Here is a 22334-nt window from a genome sequence, read left to right as displayed (position 1 = left end):
GAGCGGATGCCGTGAGAGAACCTGTGCATGTCGGTGAACCGGAGCGGGACCTGCGTCGCGGTCCCCGGGGAGGAGGGGAGTACGTCCGGAGCTCTCCCCACTTTTTCCGTCCGGTCAAACGGGCCTTTGCCGCCGGCCTGCTCCTGCTGGCGCTCCTCGCCCTGGTTATCCCTGCGCCGCTCCTGGCCCCTGCCAACCCGGCCGCCCCGCCGAATCCGGCCAAGTCGGCCTGGTTCCTCCTCTGGACCCAGGAAGTCGTGAGCTACGGCAACGGCTTCGCCTGGGGCATTGTGGCCCTCTCTCTCTGGTTCCTGCTCATGCCGTGGCTTGGCAGGCACCGGCCCGAGCGGGCCGTCTGGTTCGGTGAGGGTAACCGCGCCTCCTCGTGGCTCGTGCTGGGAGCCTTTGCCGTCATTGTAGCCCTGACTGTGCTCGCCATGGTCTTCCGGGGGGAGAATTGGTCGCTCGTCTGGCCCTTCTGATCCTGATCGCCGCTCTTCTTTCCGCCTGCGTCGGACCGCCGCCGGGCGAGGGCTGTCGCTCCTGCCACCGTCCCCACCATGCGGAAAAGGGCGCCTGCGTCTCCTGTCATCGGGGTAACGACAGGAGCACGCGTCTGGCCATCGCCCACTATCGGCTCGTGCCGGCGGAACTGTCTCACTTCACCATCCCCGGCAGCGTCCGGGTGGAGGAGGGGAAGCGCGTGGCAGAGCGGTTCGGCTGCCGCCGCTGCCATCGCCTCGGAGAAAAGGGGACGCGCCTGGCCGCCGACTTGGACCGTCTGGCCGGCGACGACCCGGTGAGACTCTTCGAGGCAATCCGGCAGCCGGTTCTTTTCATGCCCGATTTCCGGTTCGACGATCGTCGGACCGCCGATGTGGTGAATGCCATCATGGCCTTTGCCGGGGCCGCTCCCGCGCAAGGGACCGCTGTCGTCCCTCTTGTCGTCCACTTCGAGGCCGTCCGCGCGAAGGAAGACAACCTGTTCGTCACCAAATGCGGTGGCTGCCACCGGCTCCTTACCGCCGGCGAGGGAGGGCTGGGTGCCGGCACCGTCGCGCCTAACCTTTCCGGGCTCCTCACCCCGTTTTACCCCACTCCGTTCAAGCAGGGCGAGCCCTGGACCCCCGAGCGCTTCGGCCGCTGGCTCGACAATCCCCGCAGCGTCCGTCCCGCCGCCCTCATGTCACCGGTACCCCTCACCAAGGAAGAGAAGGCGAAGCTGGTTCCGTTCCTTCGCGTCGATCTCAAAAACTGAAACTTGCGGCTGAACGCATACGGGCCGCCATGCACAGGTGCACGGCGGCCCGTCGTTGCGGAGCGGCTGCCTGCAGATCTATTTGACGTACTTCGCGATCTCCTTGTCCATCTTCTCGATATGCCGCGACAGCCACTCGATCATCATATGGTTGGTGGTAATCACCAGTGAGAGGCCCGCTCCTTCGTCCCGGAACTGGTGCTTGAGCTCTCCCAGCCTGCGGACAAAGCCCTGGTGCTGTTGCTTGTGCTCCAGGTAGTCGGGGTAGCCGTGCTGGCGCATGATCCTCTCTTCCGCGGTAAAGTGCTTCACCACGTAGTCGTCCAGGAAGCTGATGAGCCGCAGGACCTCCTCGCCCCCTTTGCCCTGGTTGCAGGCGGTCAACAGCTCGCCGAACCTCCGGAACAGTTCCTTGTGCTGGTCGTCGACCTCGGCGACGCCCGTCAGCAGATCATCTCTCCAGCCTATTGTCATGGCGATACCCTCGTTTTGGACGTTGTTACTTGTAGTATATCGGCAGCGCGCAAAGACTCTTTAGCATCATTTTTCAGACCCGCTCGCTTGTGATGCGCGGCACCGGGAACCGTCGCCCCACCAGGGTCCGGTGCCGGGAACGCAGCTCCGCCATGTCTCCCTCCAGAAAGGCCAGCAGTTCAGGACTGCCATGGTCGGCCAGATAGAGATCCACCAGCTCTCCCATGCGGGTGTTGTAGCGGCGGGTCGAACTGCCGTGGGCATAGTTCCGGCCCGGAAAGCGGCGGATGTCGCCGTCAAAGGCGGGGGAGATGTGATACAGCTCGTGAAAGACCGTGATGAGCTTCTCGCGGCGGGAAAGATCCAGGAAGCGGGGAACCAGGAAGTAGATGATGTACAGAATCTCCACCTGGCGGTGAACGACCGTCGGCATGGTGCTGACCCAGGTGTGGCGCCCCCGGCGCCGCTCCACCGACCGGGCTCCGCCGGGAAAGCGGAGGGGGTGGATGCGCGCGTAAGTGCCGCGCACGCCGGTCCCTCGGGTAGAGGAAACGCAGACCAGGAGTCGGGTCGGATCGATATGCGCCAGCTCGGGAACGTGGTCCGTCACATGGGCGATGAGCCGCTCCAGTTCCCGGGTGACGTTCAACACCCCCATGGTGCCGCTACTTGAACTTATGGCAGAAGAGGCAGCGCATGGGGCCGTCGGCCGGTTTCACAGGGTGGTTCTTGGGGAACGGGATGCCGCCGGGCTTTTCGTGGTGGCATTCCACGCACTGGCGGTCCAGGTCCAGTTTGCCCGCACCCTGGGCGAATGCGTCGTAGAACGGCTTGTGATTGGCGTCGAGGGGAACCTTCTTTGTCCTCACTTCACCGGAGATGGCCCAGAATACTCCGACCACAACCACGATGAGAACAATGAAAAACCAGTCCTTTTTTGCGAGTTTCACAGGAAAACCTCCGGTCTTCTGGGATAGTTGTTACGCATTGATGGGATGGAGCGCAAGCGGCCTTCCGCGGTAACCCGCTTGCGGCGCAACCGCGCTCCCTACATGCTGGCGCAGCCGATGGCGCCGTTGTGCTGCGGGTGCTCCGGCACGACCGGGGCAAGCCCGGTGGCAACCTCGAGGAGGCGGACCAGTGCCCGATTGTGGGCTACCCCACCGGTGAGCACCACCGTCTCGGACGGGAAGCGCCTGAGCATGGGGAGCACCCGCTTTACCAGGGTCTGGTTGACTCCGGCGCAGAGCCGCTCCACGGGATATCCTCGCAGGATCTGGCCGATGAGCTCCGATTCGCCGAAGATGCCGCAGGTGGCATCGAGGGGTACCGGATCGTGCCAGTGGGACGAGAGCTCGGCGAGGGACACCTCCAGTATTGCCGCCATATTCTCCAGATAGCGACCGCTGGAGGCGGCGCACTTGTCGTTCATCACGAAGTCGGCGAGCTTGCCGCCCTTTACGAGGGCCACCTTGGTGTCCTGCCCTCCCATGTCCAGAAGGGTGAAGTCGACGAGTCCGGTCTGGGCAAGGGCACCTGCCACGTGGGCCCGTATTTCTGACACCACGCGCGCGCCCCGTAGCGACAGGGTATTGCGGCCGTACCCCGTGACCACCACCGTCGCCCCCTCCAGTTCTTCGGCCGAGAACAGACCGCTGGCGGCCAGGTCCAGGACCAGCTCTTCCCCTTCGAGCCGGCCGTAGCGCTTGTAAAAGGGGACCGTGTCGTGGTCCGCCAGGCGAATCACGTGCCCCTCCTGGACCAGGGCGAATTTCGCCTTTCTGCTGCCGAGATCGATCCCCAGGTTCATGCCAGCATCTCCAGGAACCCTTCGATCCGGATTCTGGTTCGTGCATCCAGGGGGCCGGGTTTGTCGCCCTCCAGGGTCAGCACCGGCAGGGGGAGCTTCTGGCGAACGATCATATCTTCGATCTGCCGGAAACAGAAGGACTGGACGTAGTGGATAACCGCGTCGACCTTGCGCCGCTCCAGCTCCATCAGGATGTCCGAGAGGCGGTGGAAGATGTCGTAGGGATAGGTATAGGCCCGGTATTGCTCAATCAGGTCCGGCGTGTCGAAGGGCATGGCGAACTGGCGCTGGGTCTCATTGAAGACCACCCGGGCGTCAAGTGTCTCCACAAAAGAGTAGAGGTCGGTCATGATGGGGGGGACGCCGATGTAGGCGAGCCGCAGCCGCTGCCGGAAGGGCTCCCGCTGCCGCGCCTCTTCCAGGAAGGCGTCGACTTCCGCCTCGAACCGGTCCGGGTCGCTGTTCATGTCGCTCGTGCAGACCTGGAAGTAGTGGTTTTCCTGGCCGCTTACCCGGTTTTCCTCCCAGGTGAGGCGATCAATCTCCTTGACTTTGCGCCGGATTCGCCCCAGTCGCTCCCGCGAGAGCTTCACTGCGTCCCAGCCGACCCCGAACCGGCGCATGAGTTTCTCGATCTCGAAGCGCAGCCCTGCCGGGTCCCGGTCGTGGGGATAGGCAAAGGGGATCGTTTCCACCCCTTTCAGCGACAGCACTTCCATGAGCGCCCTGGTGTTGCTGCAGTCTCCCTCGGTCACGGCGATCAGCTCGTGGATGCCGCACTCGATCACCGCCGCATAGATCCCCTTGATCCAGCCGCAGATGCTGCGGGGGAATCCGTCCACCTCGGCCTCCTCGATCATCCGGGTGGCGTGGGGGCTGGTGATGAAGACGTTGTTCAGGTCAACGGGAGTCATGCCCGCCGCGAGGACAATCTCCAGCGGGATGGTGGTTGTGAATCCGACACGGTGCACTGGGATGTTACTCCGACTTGATGAAGATGAAATAGATGAGAAATGCGCCAATCACGAGGCCGCCGAAGGCAAAGGGGAGGGTGGAGCCGAGAGTCAGCTCGTTCCCCTCTCCCGTCGGCAGGGTGAGCCGGATGAGAAGCGTAATGGAAATGATGGCGAAAACCGTCGACAGGACAAATTTCGACCTCTTGAACACCCCGTAAAAGATGACGATGGCCAGGATGCTGATGATCCACGGATTTTCCATGGCGTTCTTGAGCGTCAGGCTCTTTATGTACGCGATGATGTTTTCCGTCTCGAAGGGGCTGAGGGTCTCGCGGGTCTTATCGAGCAGTTCCTGTTTTTCCATGGGGGCTCCAGGCGGCTATCGGACTTTCACCTTGAAATGAAGCGGGGTTACACCATTGGGGGTCCGGGCAAATGGCTTGACAAGGTAATATGGCTTCCCTAGTATATACATTTTTAAGCGACGCAACAACTGAAAGCGCCGACCGTTTTCCTGGCAGGGATGCCCGTTGCCCACGGGCCGGCGATGTCGGCGAGCGTCCGCGTGCGGAGAAGAATCGTGCCCTGGAAAGCCATAGGTATTTTCGACTCGGGGGTCGGAGGACTGACCGTCCTCAAGGAGATCATCAAGGTCCTCCCCCAGGAGGATACCATCTATTTGGGCGATACCGCCCGGGTTCCCTACGGGACCAAATCCCCTGAAACCGTCACCCGCTACAGCCTCGAAATCGCATCGTTCCTGGTGAAGCGCGACATCAAGCTCCTGGTGGTGGCCTGCAACACCGCTTCGGCCGCCTCCCTCGACGCCCTCACCGAGCGGCTCCCCATCCCGGTAGTCGGCGTCATCGAGCCGGGCGCCCGCCGGGCCGTGGCCACCACGCGCACCGGCAAGGTCGGGGTCATCGGCACCGAGGGGACCATCCGGAGCAGCGCCTATGCCAAGGCCATCAAGCGACTCAATCCCGAGGTGGAGGTGATCACCCGTGCCTGTCCGCTCTTCGTTCCCCTGGCCGAAGAGGGGTGGACCGACAACGAGGTGGCACGCCTGACGGCCCGCACCTACCTGGCCGGCCTGCGGGAGCAGGGGGTCGACACCATCGTGCTCGGCTGTACCCACTACCCCCTCCTCAAGAGGGTCATCGGCGAAACCGTTGGTGAAGATGTCAGGCTCGTGGACTCGGCCGAAGAGACGGCGCGCACCGTGGCCGACATCCTGAGAGGACGCGATCTGCTCCGGCCGGACGGTGAGCAGGGCAATCACCACTTCTTCGTCACCGATGTGCCTGCCGGCTTCATCCGGGTCGGCAACCGCTTCATCGGCGGCAGGCTCGGTGATGTCTACCAGGTGAGTCTCGATGCGGAAAAGGAGCGGCCATGAAGCGTTCCACCCCCCGTCGCCGGAGCCTTGTCCTGCTGGCCGCCTTTACCGCAGCGGCGCTGGTCATCGGTCTTCTCATGTTCGACAAATATCGTCAGCGTCACGAGCTTCCCACGGTTCAGCCCGTGCCTGGGGCTACCGGAAGTTTCAGGGTGACCCTGTTCTTTGCCGCCCCTGAGGGGGACGGGCTTGCCCGGGAAGGGCGCGAAGTCCCCGCCTGTGATCAGCTTGCCGATTGTGTCGATGCGGTCCTGGACGAGTTGATCAATGGTCCGTTGGGAGCGCTTCAGCCCACGGTTCCCCCCACGACAACCGTGCGTCACGTGCGAATCGAGGGACATACGGCGGTGATCGACTTCGGGCGTGAGTTGGCCGATGGTCTCCCCGGCGGCAGTTCCTCCGAGATGACAGCGGTCTATTCGGTGGTGAATACCGTCTGCTTCAATTTCCCCCAGCTCAAACAGGTCAGGTTCCTTCTGGACGGCGCCGAGGCCGAATCACTCACGGGACACCTGGACCTGCGCCAGCCGATAGAGCCCGATTACTCCAAAGAGCGTCCCGCCGAGCCGGAGCCCCGTCAGCCCCAGTGAGCGGGTGAGGGCAACGTCCGGTCGCCGGGCACTGGGGCTGCCCCGGGCGGCCGATCGAATCGATCCGTAACTATTGCCAAAGGTTGGTGAACCATGAAACAACCCTTTCTTCAGGCTATTGCCGAGCGGGTCCTCGTCCTTGACGGCGCCATGGGGACCATGCTCCAGGAACGGGGGCTCAGACCCGGCCAGTCCCCCGAGGAACTCAACCTGACCCTGCCCGAGGTGGTTGCCGGCGTCCACCGGGAATACCTGGATGCCGGCGCCGATATCATCGTTACAAATACATTTGGCGGCAGCCGTGCCAAGCTGGAGCACTATGGCCTTCAGGACCGGGTCGCCGAGATCAATGCCCGGGCCGTGGCCATCGCGCGGGAGGTCTGCGGCGACCGGGCCTACGTGGCCGCATCAATCGGCCCCACGGGGCAGTTCGTGGAGCCGGTGGGAGATGTGTCGTTCGACGAGATGGCCGCCATCTTCCGCGAGCAGGCACAGGCGCTCATCAACGCCGGGGCGGACCTGATCACCCTGGAGACCTTTCTCGACATCAAGGAAATCCGTGCTGCGGTCATCGCCATTCGCGAGATTTCGCCGGAAATCCCCGTCATTGCCCAGCTTACCTTTGACAACGAGGGGCGGACCGTCCTCGGCACCTCGCCCGAGGCCGCCGCGGTGACCCTGGAGGCGGCCGGTGCCGACATCGTCGGCTCCAACTGCGGCCTGGGTCCCGACGGCATCTGCGATGTCATGGCGGCCATGCGACGGGTTACGCGGCTTCCTCTCATTTCCCAGGCCAACGCGGGGCTGCCGACGCTTGTGGACGGCGCCACCGTCTTCCCCGGCACTCCCGACGACATGACGGCGTTCCATGACCGGTTGCTGGATCTGAACGTCCGGGTCATCGGCGGCTGCTGCGGCACCACGCCCGCCCACATCCGCGCCATCAGGGAGGCCCTGGCCCTGCGGGATCAGTCCCTGCGCGCCTGTGGCCCGGCCGAGGGAGTTACCTTCCTCTCCAGTCGCACCACCGTGGTGGCCATTGGCGCAGGGCTTCCTGCCGCCATCATCGGCGAACGGATCAACCCCACGGGCAAGAAGGGATTTGCCCAGGAACTGCAGGATGGAAAGGTCTCCTACATCCGGCGGGAGGCCCTGGAGCAGACCGCCCGCGGCGCCGTCCTTCTGGACGTTAACGTGGGTACGCCGGGAATCGACGAACCGGCCGCCATGGAACGGGCCGTCGTTACCGTTGCCACTGCAGTTGGCGCGCCGCTGGTCCTTGATTCGTCCGATCCCGCCGCCCTGGAGCGGGGGCTTAAGGCCGCCGACGGCAAGGTGCTCCTTAATTCCGTGAACGGCGAAGCAAAGAGCATGGAGCGCGTTCTGCCCCTGGCACGGAAGTACGGGGCGGCCGTGATCGGACTTGCACTGGACGAGACGGGGATCCCAGAGACCGCCGAGGGGCGTCTGGCCGTGGCGGAGCGGATCGTCAAGGCGGCCGGCAAGGCGGGTATCCGGCGGCCGGACGTGGTGATCGATTGCCTCACCCTTACCGTGAGCGCCGAGCAGAAGCGGGCCATGGAAACCTTGAGAGCGGTGCGGCTCGTCAAGGAGCGGCTCGGCTGCCCCACGGTCCTCGGGGTCAGCAACATCTCCTTCGGCCTTCCCCGCCGGCCGCTCATCTCTTCGGCATTCTTCGCCATGGCCCTGGCTGCCGGGCTCGATGCCGCCATCGTGAACCCGAAGGAAGAGGAGATGATGGCTGCCTGGCATTCGTCAATGGTGCTTCTGAACCGGGATCCGAACGCCGCCGCCTACATCGCCGCCTATGCCGGCGTTGCTCCTCCCGCGGCCGAGCCGGCAGCGACGGGCGAGCTTCCCGATATCCGGCAGCGGCTCGCGCGGGCCGTAATAACCGGCGACGGAGAGGGAATCGTCTCCCTGGTGGAGGAAGCCCTTTCCCATGGGCTTGAGCCGCTCCAGGTGAGCAACGAGGGACTCCTGCCGGGACTGGAGGAGGTGGGGCGCCGCTTCGAGAAAAACCAGGTGTTCCTCCCCCAGGTCATGCAGTCGGCCGAGGCCATGCAGGCCGCGTTCGCGCGGCTCAAGCAGGAGATGACAGGAGAGGCGGAATCGAAGGGGACCATCCTCATGGCCACGGTGGAAGGGGATATCCACGATATCGGCAAGAACATCGTCTGCACTCTGCTGGAAAACCACGGGTTCCGGGTCATCGATCTGGGCAAGAACGTGCCGGCGGACCGGATCGTGGCGGAAGCCGAGCGCAACGGGGCCGATGCGGTGGGGCTCTCGGCCCTCATGACCACAACCATGACCGAGATGGAAAACGTGCTCGCCCGCCTCAGGGCTGCCGGCATCCGGACTTTCACCATGGTGGGGGGAGCGGTGGTGACCCAGGAGTATGCCGACCGGATCGGCGCAGACCTTTATGCCCGGGATGCCATGGACGCGGTGGCGCGTATAAAGGCGCTCCTCGGGGTGGATTAGTCATTGCGTTACGCGGAGTTGCGTGCTAGTTTAACCTGTTGCGTCTCTTGATGGATGGACAGCCATGAACGTCGGATTCAACCACAACGTCATGTACCGGGGCGAGATCTTCCATGTTCAGACGGAAGACAGCGGCATTGCCAATCCCCACATCATAACCCTCCTCTATCGGGGGGGGACCATCATCTGTTCCCGCAAGACGAGCTACGCCGATATCATCAAGATGGATAACCTGGATCAGGTGGTTCAGGAGCTCATGAAGGAACAACACAAGGACATGCTCCGCCGGCTCAAGAACGGCGAGTTTGACGACCGGGCCTTCCCCTCCCGGCAGCCGGCGCCGGCTGCCAAGCCTGCCGCTGCGCCGGAACAAGCGCCCGCAGTCGCCTCCACGCAGGTTGCGCCGGCCCCGCCGGCTGCCGCCCCGTCATCCCCACCACCGAAACCTCCCGTCAAACCTCAGGAAAAACCGTCCAGCCTCGATGAGGTCATCCTCGATTTTCTCTTGGCAGACGATAAAGACTGAGACGAAATACACCCAACATCACCCACGGAAAGGACCATTGTGGACAGCGAAAAGATCAAGCAACTCGAAGAGACGGCCCGGCGGCTCAGGGTCGACATTGTCAAGACACTCCATTCGTCCCAGTCGGGGCATACCGGTGGTTCCCTGTCTGCCATCGATATGGTGACCGCCCTCTACTTCCACGAAATGAAGCACGATCCGGCCAATCCGGCCTGGTCCGAACGGGACCGCTTCGTCCTCTGCAAGGGACATGCGGCGCCGGCTCTTTACGTGGCCCTTGCCGCGACGGGGTATTTCCCGAAAGAAGATCTGATGATGCTGCGGCGTCTCGGCAGCCACCTGCAGGGACATCCGGACAGCAAGCAGACCCCCGGTGTCGAGGTCTGCACCGGATCGCTGGGGCAGGGGCTTTCCATGGCCAACGGCATGGCCCTCGGCCTGCGTCTTGACGGCAGTGCGAGCCGGGTCTACGCCCTGTTGGGCGACGGCGAACTCCAGGAGGGACAGGTCTGGGAAGCGGCCATGGCCGCCGGTCACTTCAAGCTCGACAACCTCTGTGCCCTCATTGATGTGAACCGCCTCCAGATCGACGGCGAGGTTGAAAAGGTCATGAACGTGGAGCCGGTCACCGACAAGTTCCGCGCCTTCGGCTGGAACGTCATCGATATCGACGGTCACGACATGGCCGCCATCGTCGGCGCGCTGGCCCAGGCCGCGGAGGTCAAGGGCCGGCCGACCGCCATCGTTGCCCGCACCGTCAAGGGGAAAGGTGTTTCCTTCTTCGAGAACAAGGCGTCCTACCACGGCGTCGCTCCCAGTGACGAGGAGCTTCCCAAGGCGCTGGAGTGTCTCGGAGAGCAGTGCTACCTGTAACGTGCCGCGCGCCACACCACTGATCAGAAAGGACATTGACATATGAGCACCATGATCGCCACCCGCGACGCCTACGGCCAGACCCTCGCCGAACTTGGAGAGGAGAACGGCAGTGTCGTCGTCCTCGACGCCGACCTGTCCGGCTCCACCAAGACGTCGGTCTTTGCCAAGAAATTCCCGGACCGTTTCTTCAATATGGGGATCGCCGAGGCCAATATGGTCGGCACGGCCGCGGGCCTTGCCGCGGCAGGTAAAATCCCCTTTGTATCAACGTTCGCTATCTTTGCCGTGGGACGGGCCTGGGAGCAGGTTCGCCAGTCGCTGGCCTATCCCAAGGCCAACGTCAAGGTGGTGGCCACCCACGGCGGCATCACCGTTGGCGAGGACGGTGGCTCCCACCAGTCGGTGGAGGATATTGCCATCATGCGGGCGGTGCCGAACATGACGGTTATCGTCCCGGCCGATGGCCCGGAAACGGCCAGGGCGATCCGTGCCGCCGCCGCCCATCGCGGCCCGGTATACGTACGCCTGGGCCGCAACAAGGTCCCCACCGTCACCTCGACCGATACTCCCTTCGAGATCGGTAAAGGGGTCCAGCTTGCGGACGGTACGGACCTGACCTTCGTAACCACCGGCCTCATGACCGCTCAGGCTTTGGCCGCCGCGGAACTCCTGTCTCGGGAGGGTGTCTCGGCGCGGGTGATCCATATGGCCACCATCAAGCCTCTGGACGGCGAGATCCTGCGGCGCGCCGCTCAAGAAACCGGTGCCATCGTTACCGCCGAAGAGCATTCCATCGTGGGCGGGCTCGGTGGGGCCGTTGCCGAATTCCTTGCAGAGAACTCTCCGGTGCCCCTCAAGCGGGTCGGAATTAATGACCGCTTCGGCCTGTCCGGCAAAGCCGAGGAACTGCTGAAATATTTCGGACTCATGCCGGCCGATCTGGCCGAGGCGGGGCGCGAGGTGCTCACGCGCAAGCGGCCCTGAGGAACGAGGGGTGAGGAGAATCCTTGCATCCTCCGGCGGCTTCACCTTTGTCGGCGCCCTGATGATCGTGATTGTCATGGGAATCATGCTGGGGATCATGGGGCAGAGCTGGCAGATGGTGATGAAGCGGGAGCGGGAGGAAGAGCTCCTGTTCAGGGGGAACCAGTACCGGATCGCCCTGGAGCAGTGGCACACTCCGACCAGATCGGGCGGAGGAGCCCCCAGGCCGCTCAATGACCTGAAGGATCTCCTCAAGGATCCCCAGAGCGCCGCGCGGCAGAAGTATCTGCGACGGCTCTACAAGGATCCGATAACCGGCAAGGATTTCGCGACCATCGTCCAGCCGGGCAAGGGGATCGTCGGCGTCATGAGCACCAGTGAGCAGGAGCCGCTCAAAAAGACGAACTTCCCCGATGAGCTGGCCACCTTCGAGAACCAGGACCAGTACAAGAAGTGGGTGTTCACCATCGTTGCCCCGGCCGGACAGCAGAATCAGGGGGCGCGGACGCAGGCAACCACATCGTCTCAGCAGTTGATTCAGTAGACGCGCTTCGGCTCCGGCCACGCTGATGTTTTTCTCGCTACTTACATTACCCGGCGGCTGTTCTTCGTGAACAGCCGGCCCATGGGGGCAGGTTGGTATTCAGAAGCCTCACAACACGTGTGATAATCATCCTGGTCGGCCTGCTTTCCGTGGGGATCGGTACCTTTACCTATCTTAACTTCAAGCGGGAGAAGCGCCAGCTGATCGCGGCGGCCCGCGAGAATACACTCCTGCTCCTCAATACCATTGAGCGGAGCATCTATCGTTCCATGAGCATCGGCGATACCCAGGACGTCCAGCGCATGCTGGAGATGGTCGGCAAGAGCCACTCTAAGCTCCTGGGGGTGCGGATATTCCATCCCCAGGGGGTTGTCCTCAAGTCGTCGCTCCCCTCTGAGATGGGCGGAACGGTGCCGGACGGAGACTACCAGCTCTTTGCCAACAACCTGCGGGAAGGGATCTTCGCCAGCGGCAGCCACGGTGAAGTCTTCGGCATGATCAAGCCGATCTACAACGAGGAGCAGTGCCACATCTGTCACGGTCGCAAGCGGCGGGTCATCGGAGTGCTCAACGTCAACTACTCCCTGGCGGATACCAATCGGCGCATCAACGAGGCGACCCGTCTCTTCCTCTTCTCCACCGGCGCCATCATCCTTTTTAGCGCGGCTGCTGTTTCTCTCGTCATGGTGCGTTTCGTGAGGCAGCCGCTCAATCGTATCGTGGAGAGCATGGCCCGGGTGGAGCAGGGCGATCTGAAGGTCAGGATGGTCAACGGCGGCCGGGATGAGATCGGCCGGCTCATAACCAGTTTTGACTCCATGGTCGACAAGCTCGACAAGGCCAAGCAAGAGCTGGAGCAGTATCACTTCCAGCAGATGGAGCGGGCCGACCGGCTTGCGTCCGTGGGAGAAATGGCCGCTGGTATCGCCCATGAGATCAAGAACCCGCTGGCCGGGATATCCGCAGCAATGACCATCATCCGCCAGGATTTCCAGGAGGAGGATCCCCGCCGGGAAATCATCGGCGAGGTGATCGAGCAGGTCAACCGTCTGGACAAGACGGTCAACGATCTTCTTTTCTTCGGCAAGCCGACCCATCCGGAACCCGCGCCCACCGATCTGAACGATGTCTTGCGAAAGACCCTGCTCTTTGCCCTTCAGCACAAAGGTGGGAAGAACATTGAGAAGCGGCTGGAGCTTCAGGAGCCGCTCCCCCTCGTTTTGGTGGACCCCAAGCAGGTGCAGCAGGTGGTGCTCAACCTGATCCTGAACGCCATCCAGGCCATGCAGGAGACCGGTGGCACCCTCACCGTTGCCAGCCGCATCGCGGAGCGCGAGGGAGGCCTGTGGGTCCGCGTGGAGGTGGCCGATACGGGGCCGGGAATTCCCGAGCCGATCATCAGCAAAATCTTCACTCCGTTTTTCACCACCAAGGCCCAGGGGACGGGGCTTGGCCTGGCCATTTGCCAGAAGCTCATCACGCAGCACGGCGGAACCCTCCATGTCTCGAGTGTGCTTAACCAGGGCACGGTTTTTTCCATCGACCTCCCCATGACCGAACTGGAGACCGACGGTGCCGTATGAGGAATGACCGGCGCGGGAAGTGCGCCGCGTGCATCAAAGGATTTCCCTATCTGCTGCCGGTAATGCTATAGTGGGTTCATTATACGATTCAATGCGTTAAAGGAGCTGCCGTGAGAAAGACAAAGATACTGGTGGTGGATGACGAACATCTCATTCGTTGGTCCCTCGAGCAGAACCTGAAGAAGCAGGGGTATGACGTGGTTTCCGCCGGTAACGGCGAGGATGCCCTGCGGATCGTCCGCGAGGAGCAGCCCGACTTGGTGCTGCTCGATATCCAGCTGCCGGGAATAAGCGGCCTGGAGGCTCTGGAAAAGATCAAGGAATACGATGAGGAAATCCTCGTCATCATGGTGACCGCTCACGGCGCCCTGGAAACAGCGGTTCATGCCATGAGGCTCGGCGCCTACGATTACATCAACAAGCCGTTCAACCTGGACGAAATGTCCATCGTCATCCGCAAGGCCCTGGAAACCTCCGATCTGCGTCGGGAGGTCCAGCGGCTCCGCAGCGAACAGTCGCGCAAGTTCGGCCCCCCAGACATCATCGGTGCCAGCCGGCACATGAAAAACGTCCTGGAAATGATGGAAAAGGTTGCCAAGAGTGATGCCTCCACGGTCCTGATCCAGGGGGAATCCGGCACCGGCAAGGAACTGGTGGCCAAGTGGATCCATTACCAGTCTGCCCGCGCGGAAAAGCCGTTTGTGGCCATCAACTGCGCGGCAGTACCTGCCACGCTTCTGGAAAGCGAGCTTTTCGGCCATGAGAAAGGCGCCTTTACTGACGCCAAGGTGATGAAAAAAGGGCTCTTCGAGTTGGCCGACGGGGGTACCGTTTTCCTCGACGAAATCGGCGACATGGAGATGGGAATGCAGGCGAAGCTCCTGCGCTTCCTGGAGGAAAGGACCTTCCGCCGGATCGGCGGCACCAAAGCCTTTGCCGTTGATGTCCGGATCATCTCCGCCACCAACCGCGACCTGCTGAAGGCCATTGAGGAGAAGAATTTCCGCAACGATCTCTACTACCGGCTCCAGGTGATTCCCATTTACCTGCCCCCGCTCCGGGAGCGCAAGGAAGACATCCTGCAACTGGTCAACCACTTCATCGAGGTGTTCAACCGCGAATTCAACAAGCACGTGACCGGCATCTCGAAGATGGCCGAGAAGCTGCTCCTGGAATACCACTGGCCCGGCAATATCCGTGAGCTCAAGAACGTGATCGAGCGGGCCATCATCCTTGGCAACGAAGATACGCTTTTGCTGGAGCACCTGCCCCTGGAGATCGTTGCCAAGGCATCGAACCAGACCACGGGGTTGGCGACCTTCAAGCTGCCGCCTGACGGGGTCGATATTGAAGAGGTTGAAAAGGAGCTGATCCGCCAGTCCCTGGAGATGAGTGAGTGGAACCAGTCCAAGGCTGCCAAGAAGCTGAACCTGGGAATCGATGCGTTCCGTTACCGGATGAAGAAGTTCGGCTTCCTTAAATAACCCGCCTCACCACTCGGTGGTTCTACGTCAAATAACGGCCCCCTGTCCCCTTTCGGGAATGCGCAGGGGGCCGTTTCCATTGGCCTGCCTGCCGCTTCTTGTGTCTCCGTGTCGATAATTTGTCAGTCTGAAGGCGTTTGCCAGTGGGCTTTTTTCGCTAGCGCCAATCCTGTCAAGGCCGCGGGCGGTATGAGAAGGGGAGTGGCAACGGGCTGTTGTTCCGCGTGAGCGGCGACTGTGTCAATAGGCCGTTTTGTGGTGTCTTTGGCACCATAATTGCTGTTCCTTAATGTAGGAGAACTATAATTTTGTCGTGCAATGGGGAGCCGCACGGTTCTCCCAATAACTCCGGAGGCATTGCCATGGTGCACAGGTCACCAGGACGATCGCTGTTTACTGCCTTCTCGCTGGCGTTAATTGTTATTTCGCTGGTTTCGAGCGCTTTTGCCATACCCGCTCCCGGGGTGGCAACACACGCTCCCATTACGGAGGGGATTCGCTCTCCACTTAGAATTGCGGGAGATGCCGCGGGCAACTTCTATGTCACCGATGCGCTTTCCGGTGGTGTGCTGAAGTATGACAATTCTGGTCATTTAACGGATGTCATCAGGACGGTCAAGTCTGCACAAGGCGTGGCTGTCGCCTCGGACGGCAGTCTGATAGTCAGTCAGGGTAATGGCGTGGTCATCGTCGACGGTGCCGGTTCCGTGACGGGACAGCTCGGCATCGGCGCCGGCCAGTTCAAAATGGCCAACGGCATCGCCGTCGATGATACCGGCTACATCTACGTGGTTGACAGCCTCGACAACTGCGTACAGGTATTCAATCCGGCCGGCGGTTTCGTGCGGCGGTTCGGCACGTTCGGTGCTGCTGCGGGCCAGTTCTCCACCCCCACGGGCATTGCCTTCGAGAAGCGAGCCCGTCACCTGGCGGTTGTTGACACGAGAAACGGGCGTATCCAGTTTTTCGATACGAACGGCACCTTTGTGAGGAGCATCGGCGCATTCGGTTCCGGTCCCCTGAAATTTACCGCCCCCCAAGGGGTTGCTTTCGAGTATTCCAACGATCCGACACCGGTTCTCAAACGGATGTATGTGGTGGACACCTTCCAGGGCCAGGTCCAGGTGGTGGAGCCGGCCGCGGTGCCGGTGTTTCTGGCCTATATCGGGGGATACGGTACCACCAACGGCAAGCTGATGGTCCCCTCGGATCTTCGCTTTGATCAGGCCAACGGCCGTCTGCTGGTTGTGAACGGCTACGGTAATCTGACTGTCTACGGCATTGACGGCGGTGGTCTGACAACCGACACCATCCCCCCCGCCCTTGACATCGATCCGCTGGTGAGCCCCTTCTACGCGCCGTCGCTCGAACTCCACGGCACCGTGGAAGCGGGGGCGTCGGTAACGGTGACGGCCGGCGGCAGGACCACGGTGGGTACGCTTTCCTTCCCGACGCCCACAACGTGGAGGGTTTCCCTGGCCGGCTTTGCCCCCGGCGAAACCGTCCTGACGGTCATTGCCCGGGATGCGGCCGGCAATACCAGCACCAAAACCGCATCGGTCACCTATCTGCAGCAGGCCCCCTATCTGACGGTCGACAGTGTTCCCGCAGCCGTGACCAATGTTTTTGCCCAGCACATCTCCGGGGCAGTCGAACCCGGTTGCGCGGTTACTGTGACCAACGCGGCCACCGGCATTACCGCCAACGCCACCGTGTTCGGCGATACCTGGAGCCATACGGTGGCACTCGCTCCCGGCGTGAACAGCGTGACAGTCAAGGCGGTGCGCCCCCTGAGCGCGGCAGCCCTGGCCGCTTTCTCCGCGATTCTCGATACCGCCGCTCCGGTCCTTACGGTCTCGGCCCTTGCCGACGGCAGCTATACCAGCGAACAGGTTCAGAACGTACGGATCGAGGCGAGCGATGCGCATCCGGGTGAGGTTGCCGTGAACGGCCGGCCGGTCGCGATGACGAACGGTTCCGGCAGCACGGCGGTGACGCTCAGCCCCGGGGCCAACGTTATCACTGTTGCCGCTGCCGACCTTGCGGGCAACCTGACCGTGAATACGCGCACCATCTTCTACGATTGCGACCTCCCGGTGGTGACCTTCACGTCACCTGCTGACGGGGCCTTCGTTGCCGTCGATCATGTGACCGTCAGCGGTACCGTTGACCAGGCAGCCACCGTGACGGTTGCGGGCCATCCGGCACGGTTCGACGGCAGCGCCTGGAGTGCCGACGTGCCGCTCGTTCAGGGGCTCAATACGATCGAGGTGGTGGCGGTGGATTTTGCCGGCAATACGACCGCGGTGAAGCGGACCCTCACCTATGATGCGGGCAGTCCGGCGATCGTCATTACCTCTCCGGCCCAGGACATGGCGGTCAATCGTCAGGTCGTGGGACTGGTGGGGAGCGCGAACGACACGAGTCCCGTTACCGTAACAGCCGATGTGGACGGTGTGCCGGTTGAGGTAAGCACGGTCGAGGGGTCGTTCTCCCTGTCGGTGCATCTTGGCGAGGAAGGTGCCCACGCGGTCACCGTCCGGGCCACGGACGCCGCGGGCAACGCCGGTGTGGTGACGCGGACCCTTATCTACGACATAACCCCTCCCGTCCTGACGCTTAATGAGGTTAACACCGTCTATCCGGCTGAACTCTCGGGAACGGTGGAGCGGGGCGCGACCGTGGCCGTAGAGGACCACAGCGGTACCGTCGGAGAGGTCGTCATCACAGAGGGCGCCTGGCACGCCGTCCTGACACTGGGAAGTTACGATCCCCATTCGCTGGCGGTGAAGGCCACCGATGCCGCGGGCAACAGCACGGTCCGGTCTCTGGTGGTGCGGGCAGCTGACGGCGATGTCGACGGCGACGGCAGGATCACGGTGGTCGATGCCCTGGTGGCTCTCAGGATCTTCACCGGACAGCTGTCTCCCTCCGCATCCCATTTGGCCAGCGGGGACATCGGCCCTCTCTATCAGGGCAAGTCCCGGCCCAACGGGGTTATTGACCTGGTGGACGCGCTCCTGATCCTGAGAAAGGCACTCGGATTGCAAAGCTGGTAGTGAGCGGGCCGGATTGGTGCCGGGACGCAGCCTGAAGATGGATCTATACGGAACGAGGTCGCACGGATGAAGAGTGTTGTGCAAGCGGTGATACTAGGGATGGTGATGACGGCCTGGACGGCTGTCTACGCGGGGAACAACAATATCCGCTGGACGGCACACAATATGTCCAACAATACGGATGCGGGCAGTGGGCTCACCCAGGGCCAGCGCCATTTCGTGAGCCTCGGTGTCGATCAGGTCTGCATTTTCTGCCATACGCCGCACTATTCAGAGCCGGCCAAGCCGCTCTGGAACAAGGTCATGCCGACACAGACATTCAAAATGTACACATCATCGGCAACCTTGACGAATACGGCCAAAGCGGTGACTGCGCCGGGACCCGAGTCCCTGCTCTGCCTCTCCTGCCATGACGGCAGGACCGCCATCAACGTCATCCATACCGGCAACTACGGGATTGCCGTGGGCAGCGACCAGAAAGTCGACATCGGGGGAGACTACGACGACCCCTTCGGCGCGCATCCGACCGGGGACTTCTCCCTCAACCTCCCCATGTTCGGCAGCGGGTACCGGGCTAACCTGGGGAAGACCGATGCGGACCCCTATGCGGGGAGCAACCTCATGGACGATCACCCCATCTCCTTCTCCTATGCCGCCGCCTACCAGGAAAAGGTGGATGCGGGGCTCTCGTCGCTGAGGCCCATTGAGACCCCCAAGTCCCAGGGGTTGCGGTTCTTCGGTCCCAACCGCGACCGGATGGAGTGTTCCACCTGCCACGACCCCCACGTGGCTTACGGCTACACCTATGATCGGCAGGATACCGGCGTGGGGGACAAATCCCTGACGCCCTTCCTCACCCGCAGCAATGAGGGGAGTGCCATGTGCCTCGCCTGCCATAACAAGTAATTGTACTGTTTTGTTTAGTTTATTCGGGAGCCAACCATGAACGGAATACTACAGAGGACTTTCGTCACGGCATTAGTGACGCTCTTCGTCCCGATCGCCGCGTGGGCCATCGACTATCCCCACGAACTCGGCAGCGTCAAGGGCTACAAGTGTTCCTCCTGCCATACCGTTCACAGCACCCTCGGTTCCACGGGGTACAACAACGTCTGCCTCACCTGCCACAACCCGAGCGATCCCTACGGCTCAGGCAAGCCCTTTGCCATGACCGACTTCGCCAACCCCTTCCGCACCTGGACGAGTGCCCGGCCGGCGGTGACGTACCAGACATCCCACAACTGGATCGGCAAGGACGTGGTGCCTAAGGCGGGCGCGGTGGCCCCTTCGGACGTCAGGCTCACGAAGTCGCTCCTCATCGGAACCGTGTCCTGCGCCCGCTGCCACAACATCCACGACCTCTATTCATCGACCTACAACTCGAAACCGTTCCTCCGGGTGCGCAACGACGAGGACCAGCTCTGCCTCGACTGCCATCGGCCCCGCAAGACCGTTGACCACACCAGGGGATCCCACCCCGTCACGGTGAACTACTCGACCAAGGCCGCGGCCCGGCCCGATGAATTCTACAGCCCGCCGCGCAACAGCAACCCGGCCAACCCCACATCGGCCATGAGGATGTCGCGCAGCGGCGCGGTCGTCTGCACCACCTGTCACGGGGTGCACTACACCGACTCCAACAGCCGCACCTTCGACAATGCATCAAGCGCCCGGATGGGGCTCCTTTCCACGTCCCGGGGCATGCTGCTGCGCACGGACCTGAAGGGAAGGACCGTCAGCGATCCCAACATCTGCACCAACTGCCACAAGTCGGCCGACGACCCGGCAAACACCACTGCCCGCGTCAAGAACCACAACGGCACCAAGAACCAGAACGTCCAGTGCGCCGACTGCCACGGCGGCCACGTGGACGAGGCGGACGGGACCGCCCCCAACGCCTATCTCATCAACCGGTACATGAACATCTCCACCCAGTACGGAGCGGTCCGCAACGCCAAGGTCATGTACCAGTACACCTCGGTTGCCCGGAAAAACTGGAACAAGGATGCCTTCGGCGTCTGCCTGGCCTGTCACTCGCCCCTGCCGGGCACCATCGGGCAGCACTCGAGCACCAACGCAGCCGACTGCCGGAGCTGCCACACGCACTCCCAGGGCTTTTCGGCCAACTGTACCCAGTGCCACGGCTTCCCCCCCACCGTCAACACTGCCGGCGGGCCGTCGGGCTACGGCAAGGACGGCGTTCGTGACTATTCAACCTCCGGTGTGTTCAAGAACGAAACCCAGACCCCCCACGCCCGGCATGCCGGCGGCGGGGCCAACTACAGCATAGCGTGCGACCAGTGCCACAAGGGCTTCAGTCACAATACCGGCACGTTCCAGGATGTGTTCGTCGACAAGACCGGCATCATCGCCAGTATCGGCTCCGGCGCCAACCCCACCTACAACCCGTCCGGCAACGGCACCTGTACGGCGACCTACTGCCACTCGGACGGCGCTCCCCGCAACGCTTCGCTGCAGGCCGTGGTCGGCGCGCCGGGCAATACGACGTTCACGTGGGGCAACGGCGTGGGCAAGCTGTCGGGCTGCAGTTCGTGCCACGCGGCATTCCCCCTGACCAACGCCCACCCGGCCCACTTCAACGCAGGGATCATGAACTGTCAGAACTGCCACTACGCGACGCTCAGCGGTCCCTCCACCATCAAGGACAAATCGGTCCACGTGGATGGCGTGAAAACCGTCGTCTTCAACGGCGTCGCCCGGGGAACCATCAACGTCGGCAGCGGTACCTACAATGTGAACACGGCGACCTGCAGCGTTGCCGGATGCCACGGCGACGGCCGCGGCGGCGCGCCGGTGACGACTCCCCAGTGGGTCGATCCGACGACCGGCGCGTGCGGTAAGTGTCACTACGCCACCCCCACCATCGCCGCCACGAGCGCCCAGACCATCGGAACCAACGGCCACGCGGCCCACCTGACCCTCGACTATGGTCCCAAGGCCATCCTGGGGGCAACGGTATCCGCCTGCCAGAGCTGCCACACCTACACGACCTCAACGGCGATCACCCACGTGAACGGCTCCGTCCAGGTGGTTTCGGCCAACTGTACGTCCAGTTGCCACAAGAACGGCGCCACCTGGACCTCGGGCCGCGTGACCTGCGAAAGTTGTCACACGGGGCTCCTCTCGGTCATCGGCGGCAAGACCGCGCCGGCAAAAACGAACTTCACCGCCAGCGGCCACGGCCAGGCCGGGGCCGGCTTCGACGCCAGTCGCCAGTGCGCAAGCTGTCACGATGCCGACAGCGGGCACATCAACGGCACTTCGGGCGACCAGAAGCGGATCGCCGTGAACGACTACACCCTCTGCGCAGGCTGCCACAATGATGCCATCAAGGTCCCCACCGCCACCAGGCGCAACGTGACCCGCCATGCCGTGGACCTGGGCAATTACACCATGGAGTGCAAGACCTGCCATGACGTCCACGGCACCGGCAACCGGGCCATGGTCCGGACCACCCTTGTTTTCGGGGCACTGACCTCCACCATCAGCTATGCCACCACGGCCGATCTCGTGCAGCTACAGGCTCCGTACCGCGGCGTATGCCAGACCTGCCACACCAAAACGAGCCATTATCGGCGCGGCGTCAACGAAGGATCCGGCCACCCCACAACCGGCTGCCTGAACTGCCACTCCCACCGCAACACGTTTGCCTTCAAGCCTAAGGCTTGCGACGAGTGTCACGGCTATCCGCCGACACCCAAGGGCTTCGTTGCCAGCCAGGCCAACTACTCGACGGCACGTCTCGAAAACTACTCGGGCGGCGGCGGCGCCCACGTGAAGCTGGGTCACCTCATGTCGAACCTGCGACCGTCCCAGGGCTTCACCCCATGCCTCACCTGCCACTACGACGGTGCCGCGGCCCACGTGGGCGACGAGTCGGTCTGGGCCGGCGGCAGCACCCAGCAGAAGAAGTCGGCAGTGAACGTGAAGATCGATCCGACGTACAAGTTCAACGCCGATAAGGGACAGTGGTACTCGAAGCAGTCCCCGGATGCCACCGGCAGTTGCTGGAACGTCAGTTGCCACTTCCAGCCGACGCCGCGCTGGTCCGACGACAAGTAGCAGGCGAGACCGGAGCAGGGCAGCCGGCAAAATCATCGGCGGCTGCGAGCCCGGCACCGGAACGATAAGGGCATCGGCCGGAAGGTCGTTCCCGGCAGATGCACAGAGTGCGGTACGCACGGAAACAAAGGAGGAAAATCAGGTGAAGAAAAAAAGCTATATTCGTCCGAGGGTTGTCGGGAGCGCAGTGGTTCATCCCT

At 62.7% G+C, this 22334-nt stretch carries 20 protein-coding genes; 14 read left to right on the top strand and 6 right to left on the bottom strand.

The window, feature by feature from the left end; genetic code table 11:
* Positions 1–11: 11 nt before the first annotated feature.
* Together extQ and extS are read left to right on the top strand one after the other, a co-directional pair.
* The gene (extQ, locus tag AABA48_RS11995) at positions 12–482 is read left to right on the top strand and encodes a selenite/tellurite reduction operon b-type cytochrome membrane protein ExtQ (protein WP_286350641.1); all 471 of its coding nucleotides are present in this window, start codon (positions 12–14) and stop codon (positions 480–482) included.
* A complete protein-coding gene (gene extS, locus AABA48_RS11990; protein WP_286350640.1) occupies positions 458–1258 on the top strand; it encodes a selenite/tellurite reduction operon c-type cytochrome lipoprotein ExtS in 801 nt (266 codons plus the stop codon). Before extQ ends, extS begins: the two co-directional genes overlap by 25 nt.
* A gap of 78 nt (positions 1259–1336) precedes the next feature.
* On the opposite strand, the gene AABA48_RS11985 is transcribed toward extS, so the two are convergent.
* From AABA48_RS11985 to AABA48_RS11960, 6 genes are all read right to left on the bottom strand, one after another.
* Positions 1337–1732, bottom strand: coding sequence for a bacteriohemerythrin (locus tag AABA48_RS11985; protein ID WP_039646612.1), 396 nt, complete (start codon positions 1730–1732; stop codon positions 1337–1339).
* A 73-nt stretch (positions 1733–1805) separates the two neighbouring features.
* On the bottom strand, positions 1806–2390 hold the full coding sequence (locus AABA48_RS11980) for a putative metallopeptidase (RefSeq protein ID WP_286350639.1): 585 nt from the start codon (positions 2388–2390) through the stop codon (positions 1806–1808).
* Positions 2391–2397: 7 nt separating this feature from the next.
* Positions 2398–2682, bottom strand: a complete 285-nt coding sequence (locus AABA48_RS11975; protein WP_286350638.1) for a cytochrome C — start codon at positions 2680–2682, stop codon at positions 2398–2400.
* A 98-nt stretch (positions 2683–2780) separates the two neighbouring features.
* A complete protein-coding gene (locus tag AABA48_RS11970) occupies positions 2781–3542 on the bottom strand; it encodes an acyl-CoA dehydratase activase (RefSeq protein ID WP_286350637.1) in 762 nt (253 codons plus the stop codon).
* Complete coding sequence (locus AABA48_RS11965) at positions 3539–4513, bottom strand: 2-hydroxyacyl-CoA dehydratase family protein (RefSeq protein ID WP_286350636.1); 975 nt, start codon at positions 4511–4513, stop codon at positions 3539–3541. The genes AABA48_RS11970 and AABA48_RS11965 overlap by 4 nt, the downstream gene beginning before the upstream one ends.
* 7 nt (positions 4514–4520) lie before the next feature.
* Entirely contained in the window at positions 4521–4862 is a 342-nt protein-coding gene (locus AABA48_RS11960) for a hypothetical protein (protein WP_286350635.1), read from the bottom strand.
* Positions 4863–5078: 216 nt separating this feature from the next.
* On the opposite strand from AABA48_RS11960, the gene murI reads away from it, so the two are divergent.
* The 12 genes from murI (at position 5079) to AABA48_RS11900 (ending at position 22134) form a co-directional block, all read left to right on the top strand.
* Entirely contained in the window at positions 5079–5897 is an 819-nt protein-coding gene (gene murI / locus AABA48_RS11955) for a glutamate racemase (RefSeq protein ID WP_286350634.1), read from the top strand.
* A complete protein-coding gene (locus AABA48_RS11950; RefSeq protein WP_010943553.1) occupies positions 5894–6487 on the top strand; it encodes a GerMN domain-containing protein in 594 nt (197 codons plus the stop codon). Before murI ends, AABA48_RS11950 begins: the two co-directional genes overlap by 4 nt.
* Before the next feature lie 93 nt (positions 6488–6580).
* Positions 6581–8995 carry a homocysteine S-methyltransferase family protein gene (locus tag AABA48_RS11945; protein WP_286350633.1) on the top strand — a complete coding sequence of 805 codons (2415 nt, stop codon included), beginning with the start codon at positions 6581–6583 and terminating at the stop codon, positions 8993–8995.
* Positions 8996–9059: 64 nt separating this feature from the next.
* Positions 9060–9521, top strand: coding sequence for a hypothetical protein (locus AABA48_RS11940; RefSeq protein ID WP_286350632.1), 462 nt, complete (start codon positions 9060–9062; stop codon positions 9519–9521).
* A gap of 39 nt (positions 9522–9560) precedes the next feature.
* Positions 9561–10394, top strand: coding sequence for a transketolase (locus AABA48_RS11935; protein WP_286350631.1), 834 nt, complete (start codon positions 9561–9563; stop codon positions 10392–10394).
* A 42-nt stretch (positions 10395–10436) separates the two neighbouring features.
* Entirely contained in the window at positions 10437–11381 is a 945-nt protein-coding gene (locus tag AABA48_RS11930; protein ID WP_286350630.1) for a transketolase family protein, read from the top strand.
* Positions 11382–11391: 10 nt separating this feature from the next.
* The gene (locus AABA48_RS11925; RefSeq protein ID WP_286350629.1) at positions 11392–11925 is read left to right on the top strand and encodes a type II secretion system protein; all 534 of its coding nucleotides are present in this window, start codon (positions 11392–11394) and stop codon (positions 11923–11925) included.
* Between the two features lie 92 nt (positions 11926–12017).
* Entirely contained in the window at positions 12018–13508 is a 1491-nt protein-coding gene (locus AABA48_RS11920) for an ATP-binding protein (protein ID WP_045667620.1), read from the top strand.
* Positions 13509–13618: 110 nt separating this feature from the next.
* The gene (locus AABA48_RS11915) at positions 13619–14992 is read left to right on the top strand and encodes a sigma-54-dependent transcriptional regulator (RefSeq protein ID WP_010943546.1); all 1374 of its coding nucleotides are present in this window, start codon (positions 13619–13621) and stop codon (positions 14990–14992) included.
* A gap of 680 nt (positions 14993–15672) precedes the next feature.
* Entirely contained in the window at positions 15673–18051 is a 2379-nt protein-coding gene (locus AABA48_RS11910) for an Ig-like domain-containing protein (RefSeq protein ID WP_338270427.1), read from the top strand.
* A 66-nt stretch (positions 18052–18117) separates the two neighbouring features.
* Complete coding sequence (locus tag AABA48_RS11905; protein ID WP_010943544.1) at positions 18118–18957, top strand: cytochrome c3 family protein; 840 nt, start codon at positions 18118–18120, stop codon at positions 18955–18957.
* 36 nt (positions 18958–18993) lie between these two features.
* Positions 18994–22134 (top strand): multiheme c-type cytochrome, encoded by a 3141-nt coding sequence (locus AABA48_RS11900; protein WP_286350626.1) that lies wholly within the window; start codon positions 18994–18996, stop codon positions 22132–22134.
* Positions 22135–22334 lie beyond the last annotated feature (200 nt).

Source organism: Geobacter sp. 60473 (genome assembly GCF_036323535.1).
Classification (GTDB): domain Bacteria; phylum Desulfobacterota; class Desulfuromonadia; order Geobacterales; family Geobacteraceae; genus Geobacter; species Geobacter sulfurreducens.
Note: the sequence above shows the minus strand (reverse complement) of the source record. Positions and strands in the feature narration are given on the sequence as shown.